The sequence below is a fragment of the Chryseobacterium indologenes genome, from assembly GCF_018362995.1.
GTDB lineage: Bacteria > Bacteroidota > Bacteroidia > Flavobacteriales > Weeksellaceae > Chryseobacterium > Chryseobacterium indologenes_G.
This window is the reverse complement of record NZ_CP074372.1, coordinates 520,953-537,571: the sequence shown is the minus strand read 5'-3', so window position 1 is coordinate 537,571 and position 16,619 is coordinate 520,953. Positions and strand designations below refer to the sequence as shown.

14 protein-coding genes and 1 riboswitch are annotated in these 16,619 nt (G+C 38.2%); of the genes, 9 read left to right on the top strand and 5 right to left on the bottom strand.

Features of this window, described 5'->3' with window-relative positions; all coding sequences use genetic code 11:
- Positions 1-58 precede the first annotated feature (58 nt).
- The gene (locus tag DYR29_RS02190; protein WP_213279110.1) at positions 59-904 is read right to left on the bottom strand and encodes a hypothetical protein; all 846 of its coding nucleotides are present in this window, start codon (positions 902-904) and stop codon (positions 59-61) included.
- 233 nt (positions 905-1,137) lie between these two features.
- Between DYR29_RS02190 and DYR29_RS02185 the strand changes: the two genes are divergently transcribed.
- The 6 genes from DYR29_RS02185 to DYR29_RS02160 all read left to right on the top strand — a co-directional run bounded on the left by DYR29_RS02185 (position 1,138) and on the right by DYR29_RS02160 (position 6,858).
- Positions 1,138-2,121, top strand: a complete 984-nt coding sequence (locus DYR29_RS02185) for a helix-turn-helix domain-containing protein (RefSeq protein WP_213279108.1) — start codon at positions 1,138-1,140, stop codon at positions 2,119-2,121.
- Positions 2,122-2,237: 116 nt separating this feature from the next.
- Complete coding sequence (locus DYR29_RS02180; protein ID WP_213279106.1) at positions 2,238-3,440, top strand: MFS transporter; 1,203 nt, start codon at positions 2,238-2,240, stop codon at positions 3,438-3,440.
- 198 nt (positions 3,441-3,638) lie between these two features.
- Positions 3,639-4,052: a hypothetical protein gene (locus DYR29_RS02175; RefSeq protein ID WP_213279104.1), complete on the top strand. Its 414-nt coding sequence runs from the start codon at positions 3,639-3,641 to the stop codon at positions 4,050-4,052.
- 209 nt (positions 4,053-4,261) lie between these two features.
- Positions 4,262-5,173: a PhzF family isomerase gene (locus DYR29_RS02170; RefSeq protein ID WP_213279088.1), complete on the top strand. Its 912-nt coding sequence runs from the start codon at positions 4,262-4,264 to the stop codon at positions 5,171-5,173.
- A gap of 78 nt (positions 5,174-5,251) precedes the next feature.
- Positions 5,252-5,593 carry a YciI family protein gene (locus DYR29_RS02165; protein WP_213279087.1) on the top strand — a complete coding sequence of 114 codons (342 nt, stop codon included), beginning with the start codon at positions 5,252-5,254 and terminating at the stop codon, positions 5,591-5,593.
- A 32-nt stretch (positions 5,594-5,625) separates the two neighbouring features.
- Positions 5,626-6,858 carry an RNA polymerase sigma factor gene (locus DYR29_RS02160; RefSeq protein WP_213279084.1) on the top strand — a complete coding sequence of 411 codons (1,233 nt, stop codon included), beginning with the start codon at positions 5,626-5,628 and terminating at the stop codon, positions 6,856-6,858.
- A 43-nt stretch (positions 6,859-6,901) separates the two neighbouring features.
- Here DYR29_RS02160 and DYR29_RS02155 read toward each other — a convergent pair whose 3' ends face one another.
- Positions 6,902-7,549, bottom strand: a complete 648-nt coding sequence (locus DYR29_RS02155) for a DUF1062 domain-containing protein (RefSeq protein ID WP_213279083.1) — start codon at positions 7,547-7,549, stop codon at positions 6,902-6,904.
- A 507-nt stretch (positions 7,550-8,056) separates the two neighbouring features.
- On the opposite strand from DYR29_RS02155, the gene DYR29_RS02150 reads away from it, so the two are divergent.
- Both DYR29_RS02150 and DYR29_RS02145 read left to right on the top strand, forming a co-directional pair.
- Positions 8,057-9,472: an aldehyde dehydrogenase family protein gene (locus DYR29_RS02150; RefSeq protein WP_213279080.1), complete on the top strand. Its 1,416-nt coding sequence runs from the start codon at positions 8,057-8,059 to the stop codon at positions 9,470-9,472.
- Positions 9,473-9,597: 125 nt separating this feature from the next.
- On the top strand, positions 9,598-10,395 hold the full coding sequence (locus DYR29_RS02145; RefSeq protein ID WP_213279078.1) for a helix-turn-helix domain-containing protein: 798 nt from the start codon (positions 9,598-9,600) through the stop codon (positions 10,393-10,395).
- A gap of 104 nt (positions 10,396-10,499) precedes the next feature.
- Here the strand turns inward: DYR29_RS02145 and metE are convergent, their stop codons facing one another.
- Positions 10,500-12,803, bottom strand: coding sequence for a 5-methyltetrahydropteroyltriglutamate--homocysteine S-methyltransferase (gene metE / locus DYR29_RS02140; protein WP_213279075.1), 2,304 nt, complete (start codon positions 12,801-12,803; stop codon positions 10,500-10,502).
- Positions 12,804-12,979: 176 nt separating this feature from the next.
- Positions 12,980-13,165, bottom strand: a riboswitch (cobalamin riboswitch).
- Between the two features lie 198 nt (positions 13,166-13,363).
- Here metE and DYR29_RS02135 point away from each other — a divergent pair.
- On the top strand, positions 13,364-13,825 hold the full coding sequence (locus DYR29_RS02135) for an Lrp/AsnC family transcriptional regulator (protein WP_047422640.1): 462 nt from the start codon (positions 13,364-13,366) through the stop codon (positions 13,823-13,825).
- A 101-nt stretch (positions 13,826-13,926) separates the two neighbouring features.
- Here the strand turns inward: DYR29_RS02135 and DYR29_RS02130 are convergent, their stop codons facing one another.
- Positions 13,927-15,378 (bottom strand): bifunctional 2-methylcitrate dehydratase/aconitate hydratase, encoded by a 1,452-nt coding sequence (locus DYR29_RS02130; protein ID WP_213279073.1) that lies wholly within the window; start codon positions 15,376-15,378, stop codon positions 13,927-13,929.
- 85 nt (positions 15,379-15,463) lie between these two features.
- Positions 15,464-16,618: a bifunctional 2-methylcitrate synthase/citrate synthase gene (gene prpC / locus DYR29_RS02125; RefSeq protein WP_213279072.1), complete on the bottom strand. Its 1,155-nt coding sequence runs from the start codon at positions 16,616-16,618 to the stop codon at positions 15,464-15,466.
- Position 16,619: the final 1 nt, after the last annotated feature.

Genomic DNA, 16,619 nt, shown 5'->3' with positions numbered 1-16,619 from the left:
ATCCCTTTGATTTTGTATATTTTTAATCATTGTATTTTTAGAATCATCAGACGGTTTATCAGTACAATCTTTGTACAGAAAGAAACAGTTCTCTTGTATTATCAGAAGTATTGGAGTCTGAAGTGGTAGCATTACTACTTCCTGTAGTGGATTTGTTATCTACACGGAATGCATAATACACTCTGTACCACCTTGGTTCTGGTTCCTGTATGGTAATATCAAAAGTAACGGTCTCATTATGAGTCTGGGTAAGATAAACACCATCATCAAACTGTCTGTAAGCTCCTGGTGATAATTTAATATTTCCATTGTCAGAATCTCCGGTATGGGTGGACATTTCAGAAACCCAGATTTTCACATCTGAAGTTCCTACATTATAAAGTCTTGGGTTAAAAGTTGTTGCTGCTCCTGTTCCTGCTGAGCTGCTGTCAAATTGTGCATCAAGTCTCAGGAAACCTCCCAACACAGGAAGATCAGAAAGATAGGTGCTGGCCAGTGTACCAGCTCCTGAGGTACCTGCAGGAATGCTTCCATGATAGTAGATCAGGTCTCCAATGGTAATATCATCGTCTTTACCCCCAAATGCAAATTTCCAGGTAGTTCCATTGAACATATAATATCCGGCTTTATCTACTTTTGCCGTCTTCACAGAAGGCATTGTTACCGCTTGGGTCACATAGACTAATGCTCCGGTCTGCGCCGCCAGGTAGACATCATCTTTAGCTTTCAGCTGATCTCCAGTCATTCTTGGAGCCATTACACCATCAGGAACAGTTGTGACATCCGGTTTTCCTTCTACATGTAATGTTACTTTAGGGGAATCTGTATTGATCCCTACTTGGGAATATGCCGCTATTGAAAAGCCCATCATTATGCTGGCAAGAGTTAATTTTATTTTCTTCATTTTAGTATATTTGTTTAAAATTTATTTAAGGGGTGAATAAATCATGTGGATCAATTGACCTGTCACCAATAAACCTTTGTTGAGCTAGCTGATGCAAAATTATCCGCACAGATAAATCAAATCCCTGAATAATCAATGAAAACCCGGAAACGGCTTATAAAAACACAAACAACTAACAATCAATGTTTTAATATAGTCATTTTTGATATTTGACTGTTATAAAGCAAATTGAAATGATTAAAAATTATCTGTTACCACAAATGAATACTGCAAAAGACATAAAAATTGAACAGTACAAAAAACAGCTGGTATATTATTACAACATTCTGATGTCTGTTATTCTTGCTGTATTTGGTTTGATATTTACTTTTATCATTCCGGATAAAATAATGGCCTGGTATCTTTTTGGAGGACTTTTTTTAATGGTTTACACATACCTGATTGTGCATAAAGCATATTCAATAAATGTAATGGTACATTCCTATATTATCATTGCTACCCTTTTTAATTTTTATATCATGCTTGCTTTCTGGAACAATTCTATAGCAAGTTTTGTCTGGCTGATTCCGATTCCACTGGCGGCATATGTTTTTTTTCAGAGGAAATATGTCTTTATTTACAGCCTTTTTGTGCTATTGAATATTATAGCAGGATATCTTATTTCAAAAAATTTCAGCTTTGATTTCCCTCTGCACAGTCAGGATGATGTAAGAATTACGGATACTATCCTTATGGTTTCTAATGTAGCTGTAATATCCCTTCTGATCTACTTTAAGGATAAAATAAAAAGAGTTGAAATTTATCATGAAATTGAAGAGAAAATCCTGAATCCGGAAGCTCAGCCCACCTTTGTGACAGAAAAAGCTCCTTTTGCAGACGAACTTTTTGAGAAAATTGAGCTTGTCATGAGAGAAAAGCAGTTGTATAAAGATGTTAACTTCAATATTTCAAAGCTTTCTGCAGAAATGGATATCAACAGCAGCTATATCTCAAAATCAATCCGTGCAAAGGGATATCCCAACTTCAATAATTACCTGAATATGCACAGAATTGAGTGTGTAAAAAGGCTGCTTACTGAAAATGATATTGAGAAGGTAACCCTTATGTATATTTATACCGAAGCAGGGTTCTCAAACCAGTCTACTTTCAACAGAGTCTTCAAACAGATGGAAAGCATTACGCCTTCAGAATACATCAGCAGTTTACAAATCCACTGATTTGTTTCACCAATGCATATGATTGAGATAATGATTTTTAGATTCGGAAAATAATCATGAAATTTACATGACTTAATTTTTCTGTCAAACTGCTGCATTTTAATTGCAAAAAAATCATGAATTCATTTGAAAAAGCCAATCAGGGAAGCTCACGTTTCCGATATATAAAACTTTGTATTTTCTTTTCAGGACTTTCGGTTTTTGCACAGCTTTATCTTTTCCAGCCCATGCTGCCTATGGCTGCAGAACAGTTCGGTGTGTCTGTAGGTGATACTTCCCTTCTTGTATCTTCCTCCACAATAGGTATGGCATTGGGGTTACTGTTTTTTGCTTTCAAAGCAGACAGTTATTCCAGAAAAGGTCTCATGGTCTTTTCATTGATTTCATCTGCTCTGCTTACCATTATTTCTACCTGGATCCCAAGCTTGAGCCTCCTGATCGCTATCGGAGTACTGAAAGGTTTTGTTGTTTCCGGAGTTTCGGCAGTTGCGCTGGCCTATCTCACAGAGGAAGTAAATGCTTTGGCAGTACCTGCAGCCATCAGTATGTACCTTAGTGGTAATACCATCGGTGGAATGAGCGGAAGAATAATGGCTACCCTTCTTGCAGGTGAATTCGGATGGCGGAATGCTGTTCTTTTTATCGGGATAGAAAGCTTCATTCTGGGGGCTGTATTCTGGAAACTGTTTCCGGAATCAAGGTTTTTCAATCCACAGAAAACAGATTATCATCTTAAGGTAAAACAGATGAAGTTTTTCCTGACTAATCCTTATATGCTTCGATTATACTGCACAGCTGCCTTGCTGATGGGTGTTTTTGTGAGTGTTTATAATTACCTGACGTTCAGACTGGAAGCAAAACCATTTTCGTTAAGCCATTTTATTATTGCTTTTATCTTTCTCATGTATATTTTCGGAGTTTTTGGAACGATGATCACAGGCCGTCTTTCCAGAAAGGTTCCAATGAATGATATCCTGAAAGGTTCTATTTTGTTTATGCTCATCGGAGCTGCATTGTTATTATCCGAAAACATTTATATTCTTATTTTCGGCCTTGGTCTTTTTACCCTTTCCTTCTTCGCTGCACATACGATGGCCAGCCAGATGACTGCATTGTATGCCAAACGTGGGAAATCTTCAGCCACTTCTATTTACTGGCTGTTTTACTATTTTGGTTCCAGTATTCTGGGCAGTGGTACCGGTTATCTCCTTCATGCTTATTACTGGAATGTCTTTATAGGAATTCTTATTGTAGCAGTTATTACAGCCCTTCTGCTCACTACGGCTAATGCAGTGCCTAAAGAGAGAACAAAAAACTAATACCACATACGTACCACATCCATTTTTTTGGCAATAGGCTATAATTCGCCTATAGGTGTACTATTTTAACAGATTGTTAATTTTTTTATAGTAAAAATTTAACCTAACCTTCACCAAAACGGCACACAAATATGTGATGCCGGGCATAGTATTTGCTGTTTATACAGAACCTTATCATCACCTAAAAATCAAAATATTATGAACGTAGCAGATTTAAAAATCAAGAACTTGGTGGAGTATAATAATCAGATTTATACCATCACTGAGATCTTTCACAATGTCGAACAGGCTTATTTTGTTAAAATTGAAAATGATATTCAAAGTATCTCAGTCCCGGCAGCTTCTATCAAACCTATCAAAATAACAGAAGAATGGCTTGAAAAACTGGGATTCTCACGAACGTACAGTTCGGATAAGAGTATACGGTATGAAAGACCGGAACCTTTTATAAAATATGATATAGACCTGAGTTCCAGAAAAATACTGGAGGGTCTGAAAATATATGGGAACGCTATAAAGTGCAAGTACATCCATGAGTTTCAGAATATTTTCTCAAGCTTATTCGGAAAAGAAACAGCTTTGCATTATGGTTATTTGAAAACAGAATCGTAGTTTAAATGGTTCTAAGCTGTAGAAGACCACAATTTACCTTGTAAATTGTGGTCTTCTTCTTTTAAATAAGATTCAAAAGATTTCTTCAAAGATTATTGCTCCTTCATTCCTCAGCAGTATTATGGTTCATTTTTTACCAAATGACAATAAAACACGCATCTGATCCCCGATTTGATTCCTTATTTTTACAGTAAACTTAATCACCCGTCATGAAGGAAGTTATCATCTATCAAATTGATTCTTTTACCAAAGAAAAATTCAAAGGAAATCCTGCAGGAGTTGTGTTAAACGCTGAAAATATGACATCGGAAGAAATGCAGCTCATTGCAAGAGAACTTAATAATTCTGAAACGGCATTTGTTTTCAAACCTGATAATCAAAAAGAAAATTTTGATTATCATGTCCGGTATTTTACCCCTACCACAGAAGTTCCGTCCTGTGGGCATGCCACCATTGCTGCATTATACGCAAAAGCTCAGGAAGATCAACTGGATTCCTGTACTGTTGCAATACATACACAAATCGGAATATTACCAATTCACATTGAAAGAGAAGATAATGATTATCTCATCACCATGACACAGGGAAAATTTGAGCTGAGTCCTGCGTTTGATACTTCAATAACCCAAAGAATTGTGCTGGCCCTGGGACTGACAATGGATGATCTTGAGGAAAAATGTCCCGTCCAGATCGCTTCTACAGGCCATTCAAAAGTAATGATCGGCATTAAAAACAATAGGACCTTAAATCATCTGGTCCCGGACCTGACTGCTTTGGCAAAGCTCAGTAAAGAAATCGGCTGTAACGGATATTTTGTATTTACTTTCGATACAGATGAAAAAGAGATATTAACCAATGGAAGAATGTTTGCACCCGCCATCGGTATTTCTGAAGATCCGGTTACCGGAAATGCCAACGGTCCTTTGGGAGGTTATCTTATTCAAAACAAAATCATAGAGACTGCTGATGGCATTTTTAAATTTACTGGAAAACAAGGAGAAGCCATCAATAGGATTGGTGAAGTAAAAGTACAGGTCAGCGTAAAAGACAGCCAACCCGACATCATCCGTATTACCGGAAATGCAGTAGGAGTTTTCAGAACAACTATGGATCTGAAATAATTCCGATATTTAATTTAAAAAATTGTCCCCATTGAAGAAAACCTGTCGTCATTAAGATGAATCAAAAATTTAAATACAATGAAAGAATTCTTATTGGTCTTCCGTGCAGACTACAAGTCTATGCCTAAGACATCACCGGAACAAATGCAGGCCAACACCCAGAAATGGATGAACTGGATCGCAGGAATTGCTGCGCAAAACAAACTGGCAAACAGAGGAAACCGCCTGGAGAGCACCGGACAGGTTGTAAAATCCGACGGAATAATTTCTGATGGTCCGTACGCTGAAATTAAAGAACCCATTATGGGATATACGCTCATCAACGCGGAATCTATTGAAGAAGCTGCTGCATTATGTAAAGACTGCCCTATTCTGCTATTTGGAGGAAATGTAGAAGTAAGGGAAATCAGTACATTGTAATAGTTACCTTTGTTACAGCCTTTTGATCAGCCATGACAAATCCGAATGAAATAACACCGCATTTATTCAGAACCGAGTACAGTAAAATCGTTGCAGTACTTTGCAGAAGTTTTGATATCAAACATATCGAAATTGCAGAAGATATTGCCAGCGAAACCTTTCTGAAAGCTTCAGAATATTGGGCATTAAACGGAATTCCGGATAATCCGGCGGCATGGCTTTACACGGTGGCTAAGAATAAAGCAAAAGATTATTTCAAACACCTTTCCATTATTGAAAAGAACAAAGAAGAAGTAAGAACCGTCGAAAAAGAGCATCCGGTCATAAATTTCGACACCAAAAATATCACTGACAGCCAACTGGAAATGATTTTTGCGACCTGCAACCCTGTCAATTCCCGGGAGACTCAAATATGCCTGGCTCTTCAGATTCTCTGTGGCTTCAGTGTGGAAGAAATTGCCAATGCTTTTCTTTCAAAAACGGAAACGATTAAAAAACGCCTGCAAAGGGGTCGGGAAACTCTCAGAACACACCATTTTACTATAGAGTCTTTACTTGAACAGGATATTCACCAGCGATTGGAGACGGTACTGACTACTTTATATTTATTGTTTAATGAAGGTTATTTTTCCAGGACGAATACTCTTTTAATCCGTAAAGATCTTTGCCTGGAAGCCATAAGACTTACCCTGATCCTTACTGATAATCAATTTACCAATACCCCAAAAACCAATGCCTTGCTGGCTTTGATGTGTTTTCAGAGCTCGAGGCTTGATGCAAGAACCAATGATCAAGGTGAGGCCGTTCTTTTTGATGAACAGGATGTAACATTATGGGATAGAGCTTTGATTGAAAAAGGCAATTATTACCTGATAGAAGCCTGTAAGGTGGACAGTATTTCCGTTTCAAAATATCATCTGGAAGCAGGTATTGCGTATTGGCATACTTCATCTGCTAAAGATAAATGGCAGCATATTTTAAACCTGTACAATCAGCTTGTCATTATTGAATATTCTCCGGTTACAGCCTTAAACAGAGCCTTTGCTTTTTCCAAGGTCTATGGAAATAAGATGGCTGTTATTGAAGCAGAAAAGCTTAACCTCATCAACAACGAATATTATCATGGACTGCTGGGATATTTGTATGCTGAAATCCAACCGGATCAAGCGATTTATCATTTTGAAGAAGCGATTTGCCTTACAAAGTCAAAGCCGGAAAAAGAGACTTTACAGAAACAGGTCAATCTTTTAAAAAATCAAAAGTAAGATTAAAAAGAGCCTCCCAAACTATTATTGAGAGGCTCTTTTATTATTTATCATTTACAGCCTTGAGAAATAAATCCTCTTTCCCAATAAGGTAGAGATCTATCAATGCTTGCTTGTTGATGGTAACAGTATCACCGTTTTTAATCTTGAATTTCTTTTGTAAAGGCTTTCCGTTAAAATAAACTGTATCTGAATCAAGCAGAAGGTTCAATTCAGATGATGAAAGACCTAAACATGTCCTGATAACGGTTGAAACTCTTACGTTAAAATCAAATGAAGATTGTATTTGAAACGAAATCATCTCACCGTCCATCCTGATCAGATCTTCAACAGGAATGGTATGGTATAGAATTTCGTATTCTACGCTTTCCAAATCTGCTTCTACATTATTTTTTCGTCTTATCTCCTGCGAGAATGCGTATTCCCAGGCAGTTTCCGTATTGTTTTCTGAAAATTTATTGAACAGTTCTTTACTCACAGATTCTGTTCTTATTCTTGAAAAAACAGTCATGTTATAGGTGTTGCTGCATTTTACACATCGGTAAATCAACCATATATCAATATTCTTTTTTTGTGCATTCAGTCTGAATTTATCGCTGCAATAAAACCTGTCGCTGTTACAATGATTGCATTTCTTTTTCAGTAAGGGAGTATTTTTCGCTTTTACCTCCCAAATATGTTTTGTATTCATTACTTATAATCGTGCTTGGTATTCTTTGTTGGATTTTTTCCATATTATTCACGCATTACAAGAAGGCTGATACATCTGAGATTTACCCAAAGACTATTCTTAAGGTGTATTTTGATCTGTATTCAGTCTTTAAAAATTATAATGATAAAACTAAAACAACAGATATAGCTGCCTTTTGAAGGCAATGCAGTACATAATATGATGAAATGAAAACCTGTTCGGATAGAATTATCCAAACGAAAGAACGATCAGCCTGTGGTTACGAAGACTGATACTAAGCAGTAATAAGTTTAAGTGTTGTTCTCAAAACGACCTATTTACTTGGTTATGATAAAAGTAGTCAATTTTCGGGGAAGAACACACCATTTTTTCATATTAAATCAAAAAGGAAAACAAACAGCATCTATTTCAACACAAATCTGAACCATACAACAAATAAAAATTGAACTATACAGCAAACCTGTCTTTTCTGTTTCTGACGAACTTTGTCGTATTAAAATCATCAAAATGAAACAGATTAATAAAATTTACATCAACGGTGAATTTGTTACACCGAATGGAACAGAAACATTTAACCTTATCAACCCTACGACCAATCAAAAAACCGGAGAAGTTGTTCTTGGAAATGAAGAAGACACCCGAATGGCCATTGCCGCGGCGAAGAAAGCTTTTAAAACCTTTTCAAAAAGTACAAAAGAAGAACGCATCAGTTTACTACAAAAACTGCATGAAGCAGTGAGTAAACGGGAAGATGAACTGGTTTCTGTGATGGTGAATGAATATGGAGGAACATTACAGTTCTGCAGAATGAGTGTTCAAAATGCAATTTCAGCCTTTACCACAACCATTACTACGCTGGAATCTTATGACTTTGAAAAAACTGTAGGACATTCTAAAGTACGTTTTGAATCTTTGGGAGTGGTAGGAATCATTACTCCATGGAATGCCAGCAACAGTTTCATCTGCAACAAACTGGCTACCGCTATTGCTGCCGGATGTACAGCCGTTATCAAGCCAAGTGAAATGAGTGCTGCCCAAACTCAGCTGCTTACCGAATGTTTCCATGAAGCCGGATTACCTGCTGGAATATTCAATATTGTAAACGGATTAGGAAATGTAGTTGGTGCCGAAATTACCCAGCATCCTGATATCGCAAAAATTTCTTTCACCGGTTCTACCATCACAGGAAAAGCTATTGCCAAAGGAGCCGTAGATACCATGAAAAGAGTAACGCTTGAACTTGGCGGAAAATCCCCGAATATCATTCTTGAAGATGCAGATCTGGAAAAAGCTATTCCAATGGCTGTTTTCGGAGCGTATATGAACAACGGACAGGCCTGCATCGCTCCTACCCGCCTGCTTGTTCCCGAAAACAGATTGCATGAAGTAAATGAACTGGCTAAAAAGGCTGTAGAAAAAGTAAAAGTAGGAAACCCTAATGAAGAAGATACCCTTGTAGGACCTATGGTAAGCGCCAAGCAGTTTGAAAGAGTACAAAGCTACATCCGTCTGGGACAGGAAGAAGGCGCTACTCTGCTTGCAGGTGGTGAAGGCAAGCCGGAAGGCTTTGAAAACGGTAATTTTGTCAAGGCAACCATTTTTACCAATGTTCGTAATGATATGCGTATTGCTCAGGAAGAGATTTTCGGGCCTGTGCTTTCTATCATTCCTTATACTGATGAAGAGGAAGCGATTGCAATTGCGAATGATACTACTTATGGGCTTGCAGCTTACATCAGTTCTTCTGACAAAGAGCATGCGGAACGTATTGCAGCGCAGATTGATGCCGGAAGAATTTGCATCAATGGGTTTTCACATGATCCTTATGCTCCTTTCGGTGGGTTTAAGCAAAGTGGTATCGGCCGTGAGTATGGTGTATTCGGATTGGAAGCTTATCTGGAACCTAAATCCATTCTTGCCTGATAATAAAATCCTCAAAGTCTGTGATTAGCGGGCTTTGAGGATTTAATCAATAGGTAATTCATCATTGATCCTAAAAAAGTTTGTAAGTTTGAAAAAGAATCCATCAAGAAACAACCGTCTGAGCCATGAGCGAAAATAATATTCCTTTACCTATCAATTACTCCTGTCATTTTTCAGAATTCAGGGAAGGAGAACAGTTTGCACGAATCCATAGTCTGGGGCTGGTCCTTTCTGGGGAAATGGAACTAAATGACGGGATCACAAAGACAATATTTAAAGAGGGAGAACTTTATTCTGCCAGAAAAAACCGTCTCCTGAAGTTTGCAAAATACCCACCTAAAAATGGAGAAATAAGAACGGTAACCATCTATTTTGATGAAGCCATCTTACGAGATTTCAGCCGTGAATATGGTTATCAGGCAGAGAAGAAAGACAACACGCCGGCTTTTATAAAACCGGATCAAAAGGCATTAACGTCTTTTATGTACTCTTTACTGGCGTATGAAGAACTTCCTGCTTCCACAGAACTTCTGCGACTCAAACAGAAAGAAGCTTTACTTCTGATGCTGAACGATGATCCGGGTCTTAAGGATATTTTATTTGATTTCTCTGAGCCTTACAAAATAGATATTGAAACTTTTATGAACAAAAACTTTCATTTCAATGTCAATGTAGAGCGGTTTGCTTATTTGACCGGAAGAAGCCTGTCTGCCTTTAAAAGAGATTTTCAAAAGATTTTTGGGATACCTCCAAGACAATGGCTGCGGCTTAGACGATTAAAGGAGGCTCATTTTCTGCTTACTCAAAAAGGGAGATCGGTTTCTGATATTTATCTGGATCTGGGCTTTGAAAATTTATCCCATTTCTCCTTTGCATTTAAAAAACAGTTTGGTTATCCACCGAGTTCATTGCAGGCAAAATAACTCAGACTTCATCTAAAAAAATGTGAGGATTAGCAAAATAACAGATCGTGCCATGAAAACCATAACACGATCTAAATTATTGAATCTAATTATTTTAAAGTTTTTTAAAGTGCATATTCTACGGAAGCTTCTTTAGCGGCTGCCACCATTGCTATCAAAGCTTTTTCTGTTTCTTCCCAGTGTCTTGTTTTCAACCCGCAGTCAGGATTTACCCAAAGCTGATTGGCCGGAATGACTTTCTGGGCTTTTCTCAACAGTTCAATCATTTCTTCTTTGGATGGAACCCTTGGTGAATGGATATCGTATACGCCGGGGCCAATTTCGTTCGGATATCTGAAGTCTGCAAAAGCATTCAGCAGTTCCATCTGAGAACGGGAACATTCTATGGTAATCACATCTGCATCCATATCGGCAATGTTTTCGATAATATCATTGAATTCCGAATAGCACATATGGGTATGAATCTGTGTAGCGTCTTCCACTCCGCTTGCTGAGATTCTGAAAGCTTCTACAGCCCATTTCAGGTAGTTCTGCCAGTCTGTTTTCCGTAATGGAAGCCCTTCTCTTATCGCAGGTTCATCAATCTGAATGATTCTGATTCCGGCTTTTTCAAGATCCACAACCTCATCACGGATGGCCAGAGCAATTTGTTTACAGGTCTCTGAACGAGGCTGATCGTCTCGTACAAAAGACCATTGTAAAATGGTAACGGGGCCTGTAAGCATTCCTTTTACCCATTTTTCAGTCTGGGATTGTGCATATTGAGACCAATACACCGTCATCGGCGTTGGGCGGGAAACATCACCAAAGATCACAGGAGGCTTTACACAACGGCTTCCATAACTCTGCACCCAGCCATTTTTCGTAAATACAAAACCTTCCAGCTGCTCCCCGAAATATTCCACCATATCGTTACGCTCAAATTCTCCGTGAACCAATACATCTATTCCTATTTCTTCCTGCCAGTTGATGGTTCTCTGGGTTTCTTCCTTCAGTAAAGTATCATACTGCTCTGCTGTAAGCTCTCCTTTTTTGAATTTTGCCCTCCAGCTTCTTACCTCCGTGGTCTGTGGAAATGACCCGATGGTTGTTGTTGGAAATAAAGGAAGCTGAAGGACTTTCTGCTGTTCTTCTTTACGGATTTTGAAGGTATTTGTTCTTTGTGCATCTTTTTCTGTGACAGCATTGGCTCTTTGCTTTACCTCATCATTATGAATAAGCGAGGATGTTCTTCTGCTTGCAATTGCTTTTTTATTTTCTTCAAAAGAAACAAGAATATGTTCACTTTCTGTTCCGGATGCCAGTTCTTTAAGCGTTACCACTTCTGCCACTTTCTGTTTGGCAAAAGCCAGCCAGTTTTTAATTTCCGGATTAAGAGTTATTTCAAAATCCAGATCACATGGTGAATGAAGTAATGAAGAGGAAGGAGCAATTAAAACCCTTTCAGATCCCAATTTCTCAACTGCTTTTCTGATGAAGGACAAAGATTTTTCAAAATCATTTTTCCAGATATTTCTTCCATCAACTATTCCTAATGAAAGGCTTAAGCTTTCCGGAATAATACTCAGAATTTCATCCAACTGTTTCGGATTTCTTACCAAATCTATATGCAATACATTTACAGAAAGTGATACCGCAAGTGATCCGTTATCATTTAATCCTTCAAAATAAGTAGCCACAATCAATTTCAGTTTCGGGAAGCGTTTTCTTATTTCGGTGTAAACAAAGTGATAGGTTTCTTTGGCTTTCTCCGTTAAATCCAACGCCAGAAAAGGTTCATCAAACTGAATCCATTCTGCGCCTTGCTCCTGAAGTTTGGTTAAAATCTCAGTATATACGGAAAGAAGGTTTCCAGCCAGATCCAGTTTATCAAATCCTTCTTCTTTTTCTTTTCCTAATAACAGGTAAGAAACAAGCCCGATAATTACCGGTTTTGCATTGATTCCCGCCTGTTTCGCTCCTGCGAATTCATTGAAAATTTTATCTGAGCTCAGTTTAAACTGCTGGTTTTTGTAAAACTCGGGAACGATATAGTGATAATTGGTATCAAACCATTTTGTCATTTCCATCGCAGTGATATCCAATCCTTCTTTCTGATATCCTCTTGCCATAGCGAAGTACAGATCCAGCTCAGAATTGTTCTTTCTAAGCACTACTTCATGATAACGTGTAGGAATTGCTCCCACCACAAGGCTCATATCCAATACCTGATCATAGTATGAAAAATCATTACACGGAATAAGATCTATTCCTGCTTCTTTCTGAATGTTCCAGTTTTGGTTGCAGATTGTTCTGCCTGTATTCAGAAGTTCTTCCAAAAGGATTTTACCTGACCAATATTGCTCGCAGGCTTTTTTGAGTTCTCTTTTGCTACCAATACGCGGATAGCCCAGAATGTGAGTTTGCATTTTTAAACTTTTTAATTAAACTTAATGGTAAAGTCCTTTTAAAATGCTTCGGAATGTTTTAACGGATAAAAATTTCAGGGATCACGATATAACAAACAATACTATTTCCTTTACAGAGAAAATGTATACATCCGATATATCATCTGTATGACCCAAAAGCTTCAGACCGCGAAAGCATTGTCAATTCAGTAAAGGCAGGTCTCCTGACTTGTAACAGTTTCCGTCATCCTTCCCGCTTTTGGCAGTGGATATGCAAGGACAGAAACCTTTGGCATGTTACTTACAGTTGCGCGACAGCTCGTGATTCTCACACGATTCCCTATTAATCTACGTTAAGTAAAACCTTTCCTGTTTGATGAAGTATCTCTAAAGAACTGTTGTACTTTTACCTATAACCATGGTCATCAGTAAAAGTTTTTAATTTTGTGTAAAATTAACAATACAGAATAAACAGACAATTAAATTCAATTAATTAAGCAAAATAAACTTTTAAAAACAATAATAAAAGCATATAATTCTTTACATTTGACTGTTTTTATAATGTAAAAGAATAATATTCTGTGGAACAACTCGATGATAAGGATGTACAGCTGCTGAGGCTGCTCCAGAAAAATGCAAAACTGACCGTTAAAGAGCTTGCAAAGGAAGTGAACCTCTCCACTTCACCGGTTTTTGAAAGGGTAAAAAGATTGGAACAGGAAGGGTTTGTGAAAAGATATGCTGCTGTTCTTGATGCTGAAAAGCTCAACCGTGGATTTACGGTTTTCTGTCAGATCAAACTGAAAATTCACGACAGATCTGTAGGGTATGATTTTGTAAAAGAAATTTTAGAAATTGAAGAAGTGGCGGAATGTTACAATATTTCCGGAGATTTTGATTTTCTTCTGAAAGTTCAGGTGCGGGATATGAAACATTACCAGGATTTTGTATTTAACAAACTTGGATCTGTAGATTCTATCGGAAGCACCCACAGTACGTTTGTCATGGCTGAGGTGAAAAACAATCATGGACTGACCATTTAAGTAATGGAAAAATAGAGAATGGAGAATTGATCATTTTCAAAAAAATATCGACTATTGATTAAAAACGTTTTGATATTCAATTCTCCATTTTCTTATTGATTTTAAATGACTAAAAGATCTACAAATTCATTGACGTTAAGATTCACTAAGGTGTCATATTCCAATGAATTTTCAAGGATTGTTTTTTGTTGTTTTTCCGGGAAAATACGGGCAAGATTAACTTTATATTTCTTGATCAGTTCAGGAATACCTTCGTCTCTTCTGCGTTTGTGGCCAATAGGATATTCTACCACTATTTCGTCTAAAACAGTTCCGTCATTAAGTTCTACTGTCATCGCATTCGCAATGGAGCGTTTTTCCGGATCGTGATAATCTGCTGTAAACTGAACATCTTCCACACATTCAATTTTATCACAAAGGACATCAATCCTAGGGTCTGAAGCAATGTTATCTTCATAATCAGCCGCAGTCAGTCTTCCATAGATCAAGGGTACAGCCACCATATATTGGATGCAGTGATCACGGTCGGCAGGATTATTTAGCGGTCCTTTTTTATCGATAATTCTGATAGCAGCTTCGTGGGTACGGATGGTAATTTTTTTGATATCATTTGTAGTTTTTCCAAGGCCTCTTAAAGTTGCGTGTAATGTCATTGCCGCTTCTACTGCGGTCTGCGAGTGAAATTCAGCAGGGAAAGAAATTTTGAAGAGTACATTTTCCATTACGTAAGAACTGTATTCTCTCTGGAATTTGAATTCATTTCCCCTGAAGGAAACATCGTAGAATCCCCATGTTTTTGCTGTCAATACAGATGGATAGCCCATTTCTCCTGTTTTTGCAATCAGGGCAAGACGTACCGCTCTTGAGGTAGCATCTCCTGCCGCCCATGACTTACGGGAACCTGTATTGGGAGCGTGGCGGTAAGTTCTTAAAGACTGTCCATCCACAAAAGCCAGTGACACGGCATTGATAATTTCGTCACGGTTTAACCCGATCAGCTTTCCTACAACCGCTGTAGAAGCCAGCTTTACCAATAAAACGTGGTCCAGTCCTGCTTTGTTGAATGAATTCTCCAGTGCCATTACTCCCTGAATCTCGTGAGCCATAATCATGGCTTCCAATACCTGTTTCATTTTTAAAGGAGCTTTTCCTTCTGCAATATTAGTCCTGGATAACCAGTCTGCAGTAGCCAGAATTCCTCCAAGGTTATCAGAAGGATGTCCCCATTCTGCTGCCAGCCATGTATCATTGAAATCCAGCCAACGTATGATTGCTCCGATATTGAACGCTGCCTGAACAGGATCCAGCTGGAATTGGGTGCCCGGTACTTTTGCTCCGTTAGGAACTACTGTTCCTTTTACCACAGGTCCTAAAAGTTTTGTACACGCCGGGTAGGTCAATGCTTCCAGACCACAGCCGATCGTATCAAGAAGACAGTAGTGAGCAGTCTTCCATGCCAAGTCATTTTTAATTTCGTAGTTTAAGACATAATCTGCAATGTCTATTAATACCTGATCGGGTTGCGGTCTTTCGTTTGAGATGTGTGAACTCATTTTTTATTATTGAAAATTTTATTTTATTAAAAGTTAAGCGTAAAAAATTGAAAATGAATGGTTTATTTTCATTTCTTACATTTCATTATTTACGTTCGTTGATGGACACAAATTCTTTATTTTCAGGCCCTGTATAGTTGGCACTTGGACGGATAATCTTTCCATCCTGTCTCTGTTCTATGATGTGAGCACTCCATCCGGTCACTCTTGAAATAACAAATAACGGGGTGAACATCAAGGTAGGAACTCCCATCAGATGATAAGAAACAGCGGAGAACCAATCGAGGTTCGGGAACATTTTCTTTTCTTCCCACATGATCGTTTCCAGTCTTTCAGCAATAGTATACAGCAGCATATCTCCTGCTTCTTCAGAAAGCTCTTTCGCCACTTTTTTAATCACAACGTTTCTCGGATCTGAAATGGTATACACCGGATGTCCGAATCCAATAATCACTTCTTTGTTTGCAATACGCTGGCGAATGTCACTCTCTGCTTCATCCGGAGAATTGTATCGGCTTTGAATTTCAAAAGCAACTTCATTAGCTCCTCCATGTTTTGGTCCTCTTAAGGCACCAATGGCTCCGGTAATGGCTGAATAAATATCAGATCCTGTTCCGGCAATCACACGGCTGGTAAATGTTGAAGCATTAAATTCATGTTCTGCATAGAGGTTTAACGAGATTTCCATAGCTTTCACCCAGGAATCTGCAGGTTTTTTTCCGTGCAAAAGGTGAAGAAAATGCCCTCCTATCGTGTCATCATCGGTTTCTACATCAATTTCTTTTCCATTATGGGTATAGTGGTACCAGTATAGGAGACCAGAACTGAAAGATGCCAGTAATTTGTCTGCAATATCCCTTGCTCCTGCCATATTATGATCATCTTTTTCCGGCTGAATACTCCCAATAGCGGAAACCATAGAACGCATGACATCCATAGGGTGAGCCGCTGCAGGAATACTCTTAAGAATGTTTCTCACGGAATGAGGCAGTCCTCTTAAAGATTTCAGCTTGGCTTTATAATTTTTCAATTGCGCTCCGGTAGGCAGCTGTCCATAGATTAAAAGATAGGCTACTTCTTCAAATTGTGCTTTCTCTGCCAGATCCAGAATATCATATCCTCTGTAATGGAGATCGTTGCCACTTTTTCCGACACTGCAAAGCGCAGTATTACCTGCTGCTACCCCTGAAAGCGCAACGCTTTTTTTAGGTTTAAATGTGGGTTCACTGTTATTTGACATT

What these genes read in the sequence shown, in the direction of transcription:
- DYR29_RS02150 (WP_213279080.1), top strand. Translation starts at nt 8,057, where the DNA reads ATGAAACAGATTAATAAAATTTACATCAACGGTGAATTTGTTACACCG.
- DYR29_RS02155 (WP_213279083.1), bottom strand. Translation starts at nt 7,549, where the DNA reads ATGAATACAAAACATATTTGGGAGGTAAAAGCGAAAAATACTCCCTTA.
- prpC (WP_213279072.1), bottom strand. Translation starts at nt 16,618, where the DNA reads ATGTCAAATAACAGTGAACCCACATTTAAACCTAAAAAAAGCGTTGCG.
- DYR29_RS02145 (WP_213279078.1), top strand. Translation starts at nt 9,598, where the DNA reads ATGAGCGAAAATAATATTCCTTTACCTATCAATTACTCCTGTCATTTT.
- metE (WP_213279075.1), bottom strand. Translation starts at nt 12,803, where the DNA reads ATGCAAACTCACATTCTGGGCTATCCGCGTATTGGTAGCAAAAGAGAA.
- DYR29_RS02180 (WP_213279106.1), top strand. Translation starts at nt 2,238, where the DNA reads ATGAATTCATTTGAAAAAGCCAATCAGGGAAGCTCACGTTTCCGATAT.
- DYR29_RS02165 (WP_213279087.1), top strand. Translation starts at nt 5,252, where the DNA reads ATGAAAGAATTCTTATTGGTCTTCCGTGCAGACTACAAGTCTATGCCT.
- DYR29_RS02170 (WP_213279088.1), top strand. Translation starts at nt 4,262, where the DNA reads ATGAAGGAAGTTATCATCTATCAAATTGATTCTTTTACCAAAGAAAAA.
- DYR29_RS02130 (WP_213279073.1), bottom strand. Translation starts at nt 15,378, where the DNA reads ATGAGTTCACACATCTCAAACGAAAGACCGCAACCCGATCAGGTATTA.
- DYR29_RS02185 (WP_213279108.1), top strand. Translation starts at nt 1,138, where the DNA reads ATGATTAAAAATTATCTGTTACCACAAATGAATACTGCAAAAGACATA.
- DYR29_RS02160 (WP_213279084.1), top strand. Translation starts at nt 5,626, where the DNA reads ATGACAAATCCGAATGAAATAACACCGCATTTATTCAGAACCGAGTAC.
- DYR29_RS02190 (WP_213279110.1), bottom strand. Translation starts at nt 904, where the DNA reads ATGAAGAAAATAAAATTAACTCTTGCCAGCATAATGATGGGCTTTTCA.
- DYR29_RS02175 (WP_213279104.1), top strand. Translation starts at nt 3,639, where the DNA reads ATGAACGTAGCAGATTTAAAAATCAAGAACTTGGTGGAGTATAATAAT.